Annotated in this window: 9 protein-coding genes and 1 pseudogene; 5 read left to right on the top strand and 5 right to left on the bottom strand. The window is 43.2% G+C overall.

All coding sequences use genetic code 11. From position 1 onward, the window contains the following. The first annotated feature begins 27 nt into the window (after window positions 1-27). The 3 genes and pseudogenes from ACMGGS_RS09845 to ACMGGS_RS09835 all read left to right on the top strand — a co-directional run bounded on the left by ACMGGS_RS09845 (window position 28) and on the right by ACMGGS_RS09835 (window position 2,358). Complete coding sequence (locus ACMGGS_RS09845; RefSeq protein ID WP_127350906.1) at window positions 28-435, top strand: putative zinc ribbon protein; 408 nt, start codon at window positions 28-30, stop codon at window positions 433-435. Window positions 436-1,105: 670 nt separating this feature from the next. After that, a pseudogene (locus tag ACMGGS_RS09840) lies at window positions 1,106-2,043 on the top strand (glycosyltransferase). A 111-nt stretch (window positions 2,044-2,154) separates the two neighbouring features. After that, complete coding sequence (locus tag ACMGGS_RS09835; protein WP_127350908.1) at window positions 2,155-2,358, top strand: putative zinc ribbon protein; 204 nt, start codon at window positions 2,155-2,157, stop codon at window positions 2,356-2,358. Between the two features lie 491 nt (window positions 2,359-2,849). On the opposite strand, the gene ACMGGS_RS09830 is transcribed toward ACMGGS_RS09835, so the two are convergent. From ACMGGS_RS09830 to ACMGGS_RS09810, 5 genes are all read right to left on the bottom strand, one after another. Next, window positions 2,850-3,803 carry a hypothetical protein gene (locus ACMGGS_RS09830; protein ID WP_202813208.1) on the bottom strand — a complete coding sequence of 318 codons (954 nt, stop codon included), beginning with the start codon at window positions 3,801-3,803 and terminating at the stop codon, window positions 2,850-2,852. Continuing rightward, window positions 3,793-5,589, bottom strand: a complete 1,797-nt coding sequence (locus tag ACMGGS_RS09825; protein ID WP_142462379.1) for a hypothetical protein — start codon at window positions 5,587-5,589, stop codon at window positions 3,793-3,795. The genes ACMGGS_RS09830 and ACMGGS_RS09825 overlap by 11 nt, the downstream gene beginning before the upstream one ends. Window position 5,590: 1 nt before the next feature. Further along, window positions 5,591-6,823, bottom strand: a complete 1,233-nt coding sequence (locus tag ACMGGS_RS09820) for a metallophosphoesterase family protein (protein WP_072044166.1) — start codon at window positions 6,821-6,823, stop codon at window positions 5,591-5,593. 240 nt (window positions 6,824-7,063) lie between these two features. Next, entirely contained in the window at window positions 7,064-8,392 is a 1,329-nt protein-coding gene (locus ACMGGS_RS09815) for an McrC family protein (protein ID WP_045142662.1), read from the bottom strand. Then, entirely contained in the window at window positions 8,389-10,545 is a 2,157-nt protein-coding gene (locus ACMGGS_RS09810; RefSeq protein WP_045142663.1) for an AAA family ATPase, read from the bottom strand. Before ACMGGS_RS09810 ends, ACMGGS_RS09815 begins: the two co-directional genes overlap by 4 nt. Before the next feature lie 230 nt (window positions 10,546-10,775). Here ACMGGS_RS09810 and ACMGGS_RS09805 point away from each other — a divergent pair, with 230 nt between their 5' ends. Both ACMGGS_RS09805 and ACMGGS_RS09800 read left to right on the top strand, forming a co-directional pair. Continuing rightward, on the top strand, window positions 10,776-11,495 hold the full coding sequence (locus ACMGGS_RS09805) for a hypothetical protein (RefSeq protein ID WP_045142664.1): 720 nt from the start codon (window positions 10,776-10,778) through the stop codon (window positions 11,493-11,495). 9 nt (window positions 11,496-11,504) lie between these two features. Next, a complete protein-coding gene (locus tag ACMGGS_RS09800; RefSeq protein WP_072044167.1) occupies window positions 11,505-12,617 on the top strand; it encodes a helix-turn-helix domain-containing protein in 1,113 nt (370 codons plus the stop codon). Window positions 12,618-12,718 lie beyond the last annotated feature (101 nt).

Here is a 12,718-nt window from a genome sequence, read left to right as displayed (position 1 = left end):
TGAATCGGCACAACGGGGGGCATCGTCATGATGCAATTCCGTGCCATTGAACACGCCATCACCGAAGACGGTGAGTGGGTGACGCCAGAAGAGCTTCCTCTGGATTATCGGGGGCGGCTGTTATGCGATTCCTGCCATGCAGAGGTTGCTATCGACGAGGACAAGTCAGGCAAAGAGATTTTTATTCACTCCCGACATAATCGCAGCGAACGAATCAAAAACCAAAGCTGCCACTACGTAATCCGTCCACCGAAGCAACCAGCATCGACAAGCGCCGGTCACAGACGAAAACAACCGCCTGCAGGTTATGCTGGTCTACGAGGTCCTTTGAATACCCGAAGGGGGCTGTGGCGATGCAATCAATGCGAACGTTCCTACTACGGCGGCAAGAAATGCCCCCATTGCGGCGAGTGGGTTTATACGATATCGCGCTAATCGGTTGCCAGAGGTCTGGCGAATCAGGAGGGCATATTGCATTCCGCTATGATCGGATATATTGCCCTCCTGCCAAGCTTAAGATTTAACTGCTCACAATGAACATCATTCACTTCTTCTGGGCCTGTCAGTTCGGAGATGCCCATACGTTCTCCCTTTGCAACGTGGTCCATCTCTGGCAACGTACTGACGTTGGTGGCTGCTGCGCTGATACAGACGCATTCTCAAGATTATTCCATTTAGCAAAACGCTCGTTTTCATGAGCTGACTCCGTGGACATGCCTATAACTTAACCGCACTTGTTATCGATCGGTGCCAACGATCAATATCGAAAAACTGATCTATCAAAACGATTATCTTTCATGCGCCCTGCCTGGTTATCCTTGTCTTAACTTACTCGCAGAAAAGCCTTTTATTACGGTTAGTTATCTAGCCGAGGCTTGCTACGCCCATTTTCCATGTATCCCAAATTACGAGGTCGCAAAGACGCGGAAAGATGAAGAGATGCGCACGTTGCAACAAAAAAAGAAGTGTCCTTGAGCGATGGCTCTCACTCGATAAAGAATTCTGCGACGAGTGCTTGTTTGATATCGACCAGGAAATCAGGGAAAGACGGATGATCCCGATCACAAGGCTTAAAGATGACGATGAAGGGAAATAGTTACTCGTGATGAAGAATAAAATCGACGTTAGTGTCATTATCCCTGCTTACAACGCCGTTGAGACCATTGGTAATCTGGTTAATAAAATCCTCAGCGAAACCCACGTGGCTATTGAACTTATCATTGTCGATGACGGTTCTACTGATGGAACAGCCAACGCTCTTCGCCAAATCCATGATGACCGACTCATTCTGATTGAGCAGGCCAATCGAGGTGTCTATGCTGCCCGAAATGCTGCTCTAGCCTTGCATCAAGGAGAGTGGGTAATTTTCCTCGATGCTGACGATGATATAGCAGACGGGTTCATTGAAAAACGATGGCAAGCAGCTACTGCGTCGCAAGCCGACGTCATGATCTTTAATGGCTGGCATTCTAGTGCTGACCTACATCGAAGAGCAGTCCACCGAAAGCAGCCATATGGGGCGACCCTGTCAGGTCATGAGTGGATTAGACAGTGCGTTACACGCCGTGAATGGCCACATTACCTGTGTTGCAGATGATCAAGTCAGCCTATATCAGACAACACTCACTGCACTTCCAGTACGGTAAGAGCCATAAAGACATTATCTGGACGGTTCATCTTGCAGCTAGAAATGGCCGTCTCTGCGTATTGGATGTTAAGGACTATATCTATAACAGCAATAGGACCTCTATTACGCACCGACCGGATTACTACGATGTTCGTGCAATAAGCTATGTTGAAGTGATCGCCGAAATCATCCAGCTAGCGGGACAGGAACAAAACAAAAAAATAAAGGTATTTTTTTACAGACATGCGCTGGTGGAGGCTCGTCATTTTCTGGGGCTGTACCGGAATCGAGTTTGGGATAAATCAGGAGTGAAAACCTGCTTCAAAACAAGCATTTCGTTCGCTAGTTTATTCAGAGGCATCAGCAGTTTTAGCGATGTATTTTTCTTTATCAAACTCGTGGCTAAACTCAAATAATACCGACCCGTTACAATGCCATATAAAATCACCTAGACACGCGCACCTTGATTAATCCAAAAACATTTTGAATCGCCACGTGTTTAACAGACATCTCTAAGTCCAGTCTGCGTGATACCTCAGGCCTGGTACAGCGTCTGGTGTGGTCGTCATTATGTGAGAGAGAAGCACTGTGCGGTATGCAACACGGGTATCTACAGCATCGAAGAAACCACCTGGCGGGAGAACTATACCTGCTCGATTGACGGCCCGCCTCCATACCCTCCTGAAGACAGGCATTCATCACCTGTAGCGGCGGGAGGTGGCAGAAGATGACGATACGATTCAGGCCCACTGAATATGTGATTACGGTTGACGGGGAATGGGTGGCTGTTGATGCGGTTTCATTTCAGCATGCCAGACCGCTGTTATGCGGATCCTGCCACATACTGGTGTCTGTGAATCGAAACACATCTGGGCGATTTGAACTAATTCACCGTCCACACTCTGAGACTGATAGAAGGAGAATGATACGCTGTCGTTACAATAAATCCTCGATATCTGCAGTAACATGTAGATTATAATTTCTGGATATCTAGCAAGGCGGACATCCATGTTAGTGAATCCGTAGCGGATTGAGATATCACTCGACCCGCCTTTCGCTCACAGCAGACTTTAAGCTCAGTTAACGTGTCCGTTCCGTGCCAGAAGCTGACATTACGTATGTTATTGATCGTTAGGTCACAACATGTGACCCGCTTGGGTGAGATGCTTAGAACATCTTACACCCAAACTAAATCATCTAGTAATGTAGTAAATTAAATAAGTTATTCATATTTTTTAACATGCAAGCGAGATATTACAAAATCACCGGAGGATTCAACTTTCGTAGTTTCATTTCGGATATATTCAGAGTATAGACAGGTAACATTAGGATAATTAAAGCTACATAAAATCGCCGCTAAAATATGTGGCTTTGGTCCAAACGGAATAATGGAAACGTTATATTCAGATCTAAGAGGAGAGAGCATCTGTGACATATTATCATAACATGTTGCAATACTGTTAATTGGCAATTTTATGAGTTTATCCTCACCACCAAGGTAGTGTAAAATAAAGTCTTTGTTTTTTTCTAAACAAGTATTTTCATAGTCATAGCTTGCAGCTGGTGCAGCCATGATACCAAAGCATTTATTTGGATTTAATAAGTTATACAAACGTTGAGGACCATATCTATCAAATCCCAACATAAATATTGCTGCATTATGTCTTTTAGTTAATGAAATACCTTCACATCCTGGAATTATTCGTAACTCACCAAGTTCAACGTTGAGATCTAAATTTCTATACACTGCAGTTGCGTATATCAAATCAATTGTTACTCTTAATTCACAAAAATTGACTAGGTAGTTTAAAACCGCTGCATACCAAGCTCGAGACATCGAAGTGTAGTCAATTAGTATTTTTAATTCCGTAACATTAACCTTGTTAATTATTTCACTTAGTGTTTTTTGTATTTCAGAAATTTCCCTTTGTGAAATCTCTAGCAATTTGAAGCCAGTCCAGCTTTCTGAAAAATAACTCAAACTATCGATACGGACTGGATCTTCTTTATGTTGATCAAAAGCTAAAACAATCACATTGTCGATATTATCCTTATTCAATCGTGTAGCCACATCAATACAGCGTTCTTCGTACCCACAAGAAAATAATGCGATATCATATTTTGACTGACTTAGCTCGCCTATTGATAAGTCATCTACATGTAATTTATTCATCATTCTCCTCCCAGTCTAGGCTATATTGTCCATCATCATTGTTTTTATTTATAGCTTTAAACCGGCTATAAGAAGAATTGTTCATTATCACAGATAATTTGATTGAGTTTCCTTTTCTTGGCATTAAGTAAAAATGAGGTGATAGACAGAAGGCCAAGGAAAATCTACCTTTCCTGTTTGGCATCTTGTTATCGTTGTCCAACCCTCTAAAATCTGGGTAAATTAAACCTAAATCTACAGCTGTTTCTATATACTTCCATACGTTATCATCTTCAACATCGAATGAAAATGAGTTGTATGTATCTGTATTTATTTTGTCTGTATGAAGTTTGTCTTTTAAAAACCGCCCAATTGTTGTAAACAAATCGAAAGCTTTCTTTCCATCTACCTCTAGGTTTAAACCATCTAGCTCTGAGTATGAAAACTCTTTTAGTTTCGCACCTTGCTCCTTGTCTGATAGAGGCTTAAGTTCAGTACAAGATTCAATATTCTTTGAAAAAAGATAATTAAATAATCGTAATAGTCGACGGGGGTTTCCATCAGAACACCTTACTATCAGTGAATACCCAGAAAATATAAATGGCGAAGCATTTCCTTTATAACGCTGAAAGGAATCTTTTAATATCAGTGTCCCTCTCAATTTCCTCGATACTGAGCTTTCAAAAAGAGAATAGTCTTGTTCGAATAACCTCTCCGCTCTTTTGATTGTACTGGAATCACAATACTCTCTCACCTTCTCCATCAGTTTATCATCAGGAAGTACATCTTTAGGGGAGTCGATTAATATCGAATTACCCAAAAGACTCTCAAGTGTAATATCTTTATTTATAATAGATGAATTATTTATTCTCTTTCTAAAAAGCTTATCTGCGAAATTTTCAAAGAAATCATGAGAGTTATTATTTGAGCTACCATGGAGGCCTTGCTTATCAATATTTAAATAATCAAAGTCGTGTCCCATGTTTAATGGAGTGCCGGTAACAGTTTCCAGAGTGTAGTGCCGGTATGGCATTGTTGTTATTTTGAATACGATTTCATTATATGATCTCATATGTGTATTCAATATTCTATGATGTTCTTTAGTTAAGAATTCAGCTTCATCAATACAAACACAGAATGTAGAAGAATTAGAAAGACCTATTTCTTTCCTTACCGTGGACAGTGCCATTATTAAAGGTTTAAATAGATCTGTATTAAAGTTAAGTCCAACCATAAGATCATCATCATTTAGTGCAAGACCTAACTTCATCTTATTAAAGATAATATTCTTTTTATATTCGGTAATTTCTAAATCGTCATAAATATCGGTAATTGTGTTTAACTTCTTAGACAACCATAATTCTGATATTTTATTACAAATAGACTTTTCTTTTATGATCCTATCTATTTCATCTTCAACATATGAATGAAGACAGCTTCGTATGGTATCTAGAAACCTTGCGCATGATGATAAGTTCAAACTCCACTTAAAAAGCAGGTTATTATCATCAATATCACCAATTGAGTTTACCCATTCAACTTTCAATGGAATATACGTCGCAATAAACGAGCGTTGCTCTATGATTTTTCTTGCTTTTTCATCTTTTAACTTAGTAAGACATTCATGAGAAAGCATTTTAATTAAAGCAGTCTTACCCGAACCTCGAGAACCTAGTATTATATGATTTTTGTTAGATATTAGAGATTCAAATGCTGGAGTCCAAACAAACTCTTCAGCTAGTTGGTCTGAAGTGAAGTATCTAGCATTAGAGTGTTCAAATATATTATTAAATCCAAATAAGTTATGCATATTATTTATCCTTCAACAAAATAAACAATTCATCTTGCCCTGGAGTTTTAAATATTGTAAAGCCGATCTCACCTGATAAATCTACAATGGTTTTTTCAAGTAGTTTTCTCGAAGTATATATTATATCAGCATAATGATTAGATAATTCACTCCACTTTACATGTGTCTGTGTCTCGAAAAAACTCTCAATAGATTTTTTTAGCTGATTTTTTAGTTCAATAGGTAACATACGATTACCAAAAAATTCTTTATGCGGTATCCCGTTAATGGACTCATCTTTTGTCCACCCATGCCCTGTGTTGTGTGACCAAGTCACTACCTTCCCTAAAGGTGTTTTGTTTACATCACAAATTTTATCAACTTCAATTTGATGAATAGTATTCGGTACCCCTTGGAACCATCTATCATCTAAACGAGCAGAGAAACTACCAGCACAAAGTATATTAATAGGATGCTGATAGTCGTCAGAATACTGTGCAAGCCTAGGTATATGTTTATGCCCATGAACGATAAAATTAATGTTATGCTTAGACGCAATATCCATCAGGATAGCTGCATTTTGTAAGATGCTATGGTCAGCGACGTCAAAAGGTAAATCAGGCTGCTGGATTGGATGGTGATGTACGACGAGCAGATTAATCTTCTCGCTATATGCAATCTTTAGTTCTTGAAGCTTTCTATCCAGTTCGGTTAAATCCTGTTTGCGAATAATACCATGATGAGGTTTTCTATCATAGTGATCATAAACCGAACTGTTCACACCAATAATATTGAGGTTCTCATCGCTCCAAATAGCAAAATATGGTTCATTGTAATAACTGCCAAAATGAGCTCGATCTAAACATTGTTTAAAAAAGTCATTGAAGCGCAAGTTGCTGTATTTGCGTTCAATTGTTATATTAATGTTTTCATTTGAGGTCATTGAGAGTTCCTCTTCAATCCAGTTACCATCGTGGTTCCCTGGAACAAAAAAGACTTTTTCTTGCTCTACTCCCAGAATCATCGCTATTTCTTTCAAGCGTGTAGATGCAAGTTCAAATTCGTCACTGGTTGCTCTGTTGGTGATGTCACCCGCGATAACAAGATAGTCAGCTCGTATATCCTCTTGTTTAGCAAGATGCCTTAATTCATTCAGAAACTGATTTTTTACAGCGTTGTTAGAGCTCCCTACTGCAAACTCAGTTGAAACAGCTGCATCACCAACATGTAAATCACTAATGATTATTATTTTCATATGCCAGATACCTGTAGGTATACTAATATTGTTGCATGATATCACAGTTGTGTAAGCATCCGGTTTTAAAGGATAAATCATTTATAGAGACCGTTCACCTCCTCCCAGAGATAAATGTTCAAAGCACACGTCCTACTCCTCAATTTTCCCCCTTTGAACCTAAAGTGTAGATCCGGACTCTTGGGGGCATTGCAATAGTAAGTCTGAATCGTGAATGAGATTTATTGAGGGGGCAAGATCTCAAGGTATGCCAATTCCCCCCCTCTGTGTATTAATGCGGATATGATGAATCAACTGCTCGACAATTGCGGCTTCATCTGGAATCAGATCAACACTAGCCACCTGTAATTGTTCTTCGCCCGCAAGAATCCTATAGCTTACATTCAGAGGTTGCGTTCCCAGACCTGCATGATGTGGATAGAGAAGCATAACTTGTGGGCAGTGATAAATCCGGGCGTAGGCCATCATCTGGTAGACATCTGTCTGCGACATGCCATGCCTGGTATCTTCGGGATGACGCCCAATACGCTTCCATTTAGTGTCTATGATCATAACAATCTGATGGTCCCTCTCGATAAGCAGATCCGGCCGGGTCTGGAAGCGTGGTTTGCCTTCTTTTACGTCCTCGATCAGACAGTATAATCTGCCTGCCTGTGCACGAACCGTCCATTCCGTACCGCGTACAGCACGCTTCGCCAGCGCCGCTATATATGCCTCGAACAGGTCGTTCATTGGGAAAAGCAGTGTAATCCCGTTCTGCGCTCGTTTATCGTGGTGAGTAGCTTGCCAGTCGCGTCGCAGGAGAAGACGTGCCAGATTGTAGAGTGCTTCCCAGCGATGATTGGTTCGGTCGATCCGAACCTGTGACCAAGGCAGGTGACTCAAGGGGGGGGCGCTAACACCCGCCAGCAGGATGCGCAATTCATTCAGACGACGGAGCGTATCAGCAGCGCGGGCATAATGGTGAAGCAGAACTACACACGCCTTCATAATTCGAAGTAGGGCGGTATCAGCCGACAGTTCGTCGTAACGACAGGCGAGACGGTCGGGGCGGACGGCAAGCGTAGTGAATTGTCGTTTGATATTGAGCCTTCCGCGCAATGAGGGCAAATCGTCTTCCTGTGCCAAATAGGTGCGCGGTAATCCCCGATGTACTTCAGATAAGAGTCGCTCGGCGAACAAGCGGATGAGTATCTCTAGCAAGCTTTCAGCTTGTCTCGCCATTGTTGCAGCCTGCCCATTGCCGAGTTTAAGGCCGAGAGCGACATCAAGCATACGTATCAGGCGATTGCGTATTGTGGCGTCCGGTTCTATCGTCTCGTCGTCGAATTTGGGCAGGATCTCAAGGCTACATCCCGGAGCGGCAATGACCCCAACCATTTGCCCGGCAATAATTTTGTTATGGCGATCGATTAAGATATTGGTACCGTGCTGATTTGCCAGCGGATGCTCGCGCGCCGCTGTAAGCAGCGCGTTAGCCTGAGGACGGGTAAAAGCATGAGGAGCGTTTATGTTGCTTTCAGTGTTCACACAAACACCACCCCATTCGCGAACCGTGAGGTGAGTCATTCTTTCGATTCACCAGCCACCTCAAGATCGGTGACATTTAACGTTCTGGCTTTGCCTATCAGCCGATCAAAGGCGTCATTTCTGAACGGTGCACGTACCGACCAGCTTGATAATGGTTCCCCCTCTATTCCTGGTGGCGGAAAAATCTGCGCTTCCTGCATAAAACCATCGCCCAGCACTGCCGCTATTCGGCTCCAGTCCTCGAAGAAATACTCTTGTAACAGTGGTATGACCTTATTGCGCACTGCATCTTCAACTTGTGTCCTGGATTCACAATTGATAAAGAAGGCGTGTCCAATGCGATATTCCCGGCCTATAAGATATTCAATACGCTGGTTGATGGTGGTAAGAACGGCTTTGAGATCGATCCCCTCTACTTCACTTAGCAGGGTCGCGTCGGGAGCCATTTCCCGGAAGTTGAATCGCCGCCTTAATGCTGTGTCGAGCAATGCGATGGATCGATCGGCGGTATTCATGGTACCTATGATATGAAGGTTGGCGGGGATGCCAAAATCTTTCTTTTTCGAATAAGGCAAAGTTACGGTGAGTGCATCAGGCATTCCCAGACGTTTATCCGGCTCAATTAACGTAATCAGTTCGCCGAACACTTTCGAGATATTTGCCCGGTTGATCTCATCAATGATGAGGACGAATTGTTCTGGTTGTCCTTTAACATCGGAACTATTATCCAAGTTCTCTGTACTCGAGAGCAGTCTGCCTAGCGCCGGGATATTCACACGACTGGTGGCAATGGAATAAAGCGTCCGCATGGTGAAGTTACCATCGATAATGGTATCGAGTGGCAGTGGTTCATCAAGGGTCAATAGCCAGCGAACTGGGCGGCGGTGGGCATAGTAACCTTCGGCTTCAGGAACGAAATAGTAATCACCAGTGATTTCAGCGATAGCGCGAAACGCAGTGTTCCCGTAAGGGACAATCACGATATCACCAGGCTTCATTTCGCAACGGAAGGGGTAGGTTTGCGTCCAGTTACTAGGCGTCAGATTCCCTGGATTTTGCTTGCTCCATTCATCATGAATCGCGTTGAACGATGAAAATCTATCCGCGCTCCAGTCTATCGTCCCACCCCAACCCAGAGCGATATACCCATTGTCGCGGGCATCTTCATACACATCGTCTTCGGTGCCAATTGTCCCTTGCCCCATTTTCCAGAAGCGTTTATGGGATAGTTGCAGTGCCGAGGCATCTGTCTGTGCACGGGGTTGTGTTCTGGCCTGATCGGCAAGGGCACAAATTTCTCTGAAGAGACCCGGCGTAGGCATGAGTCTGAATCCAGCAGACGAAGACTCATCTTCACCGATTTCGGGACGAAGGCCCTCAACGAAGGTTTCGTAGTCATAGCTCTGGTGGAATGTGACGAAAGAGATCCTCTTTTCTGCCATCAGTTCGTTATAGCGCACCATCAGGGCCGCCCGCCCATCTTTTGAGTTCGGATAGGCATCTTTGCCATCGCAGAGCGCTACGGCTTCCCTCGCCGTGTTATAGGTCTTTCCGGTACCTGGAGGACCGTAAAAAATAAGGTTAGTCGGAGTTGGTTTATTCTGGGCCACTAGTTCGCTTCCTTCCGTAAGGATGAACGTATATTTCCGGGTTGTGCTCTTTTTAGGCCCTTCCGTCACCGGAGGGGGAACATCCGCTAGTTCCTGAAATTTTTGACCATCAAGAGCCTGACAGATGTTCGGCCATCCCTTGTCGAGACCCATTTCAGTATTCAGAGGGCCAACGACTAGGGTGACACTTGCGTCACCTCGCTCTCTGGCTGGGGTGATGTAGTTTTCAAGGACATAATCCCGAATTTCGTCGGCCTGAGAGTCATCACCGCTCAGGAAGCGTCCATATTGTCCGAGCCAGCTATTCCAGTTGGACAATCGGTTAAGCGGTTGCTCTGATTCAGGCATTAGTAACCGATAGTCATTGCCGTTGTCTTTGGCATCACGGCGAATCTCTTTGATCCGCTGTCTCAATTGCGCAAATCCATCCGCTTCGTAGGCTGCATCCAGATCTGCATGAGGAGAACCAAGTGCTGCGAGATTTTTTTCTATAGTTTTGACAGCATAAATACGGGAGTTGAGGCCTGCTAGCGTTTTGGCTCCTTTGCTTTTCAACCATTCCTGAAATTCAACTTCGAGCATTCCCTATGTCCTCTCTTCAACGCTAACTAGCTAATAGCTATCATCGTGGATGACGGTAAAGTCGGCAAGGATATTGTGTAATTCGAGAGATAGTGAATTGCCACAGGTTTTACAGCTATTTAAATAGGCTGGCTTGGCTGCCCTCACACTGGTATTGCATCCAGTAATTTTCTTGTTTTCACACCTCAAATGAGGTATAAAAAACAGAAAATCCATAAGAGGCACTGCCAATGTACTCTCATAATCTCGCAAAAACTGTCGTGCTGGCTGACCTTGGTGACGTTGAATCCTATCTGCAGCCTATGAATCTTAGCCAAAGTGATCTTGCCCGTATCCTCGAACGAGGGTTATCAGGTCGTTACTCAACGACTCAGAACCATCCTGCAATTTCACGTGGGCAGTATTTTTATGGTGAGGGAATTAGCGGCGCTCGTGAGATTCTTGCGCCAAAAGGGTATAAACGGCTATCTATTCGAAATGTTGAATTAACCGTTAGCGATAATGTTGCAATTTACCTATGCCGTGGCTGCGATCAAACTGGACTTCTTCATGGATACCCCGAATCTCGCCTGAAGAAAGGTGACTTTACTTGCGATCTGATGGGGTTGATTCACAACAATACTCCAGGGCAAGGAAATCTCAAGTTCGACGATAACCAACTTAAATTGGACCTTGATCTACCCGAAGGTGATGTTGTCCCTCTCCTACCGAATAAAATCGGAATGGACTTATGGTTTTTACTCTACGATTTTTATGAAATCGATGACTTTCACCGGGTAGGTATCCGTGCAGAGCTTTCTCGACCGATCTCGTACAACGATAAAAATGTAGTTAATAGCTTTTCTACGCGCTTGATACTTGATATTCACGGACCAGAGCCGATTATCCAGAGTAATGATGCACCACTATTTACGCCAGATATCGACCTCGACATTTCAAAAGTAGGCTAAGTATGTACCATGTTTAATTCAGAGCGTTTACGTATAGCAAGAGAACGAAGAGGTCTGACACAAAGAGCTTTAGCCGAAGCAGCTGAATTGACCAGCAGAACGATTTCTAACTATGAGAAGGCTGGTATCTTTGATGCTGTAGCCAGTGACAGTATGGATAAAATCTCTGCTGTTCTTGGTTACCCTGTTGAATTTTTCCTCGACAGAGACGTCCCTTCTCTTTCTCCTGAATCGGTTAGTTTTCGAGCAATGACTAAGCTAAGTGCACAGAAGAGAGATTCCGCGCTTGGAGCAGGCAAACTTGCCCAAGAGTTATCAATCTGGATTGAAGAACAATTCAAACTACCGAAACCCAATATTCCTGATTGTAGCTTCGATGGTTATTCGGAACCTGATCGTGCCGCCCGAGCAGTGAGAGAACACTGGGGAGTCGGTGAACTATCGATTTCTAACTTAATTCACCTTCTGGAGGCTAATGGTGTACGTGTATTCTCGCTCGCTGAAAATTGCGTTGAAGTTGATGCTTTTTCGTTTTGGATTGACGAAAAACCATTTGTTCTTCTGAACACAATGAAAACACCGGAGCGTAGCCGCTTCGATGCAGCTCATGAATTAGGTCATTTAGTTCTTCACAAACATTCAAGCAATAATGGCAGACAAGCTGAACTAGATGCCGACCGCTTTGCATCAGCTTTTTTGATGCCTGAACGTAGTGTTTTGGCGACGGTCCCAAGAATGCCATCGCTGGATCTACTTATCTCATTGAAAAAAAATTGGAAAGTGTCACTTGCAGCTTTGGTCCGTCGCACATTCGATGTGGGTTTATCTACCGAATGGCATTATCGACAATTATCAATTGAGTTAGCTCGACGGGGGTATCGAACCAGCGAACCACAAGGTATGGACGATCGTGAGAGATCACTTGTATTAGAAAAGGTGTTTTCAGCACTGCGTTCAAATGGGATCAAACGTAGTACGATCCTCGAACAACTACGGTTCCCTGCGGATGAAGTAAGTGCCCTTACGTTTAGCAATAGCTTCTTTATGGGCTCCATCACTGGGGAAGGCTTGACTGAGCAAAACTCAGGTAAACGTCCTCCACATTTAAGTTTGGTTAAATAGATCCAAAAACATGGTAACTATTTACCATGTTTTTAACAGCTGCCGACCTTGTAAAGCATTAGATATCATGCTCATTTCTATCCAAAAAATTATTATATCAA

The sequence above is a fragment of the Superficieibacter sp. BNK-5 genome, from assembly GCF_047456055.1.
Taxonomy (GTDB): Bacteria; Pseudomonadota; Gammaproteobacteria; order Enterobacterales; family Enterobacteriaceae; genus Superficieibacter.
This window is presented reverse-complemented; position numbering and strand designations above follow the sequence as displayed.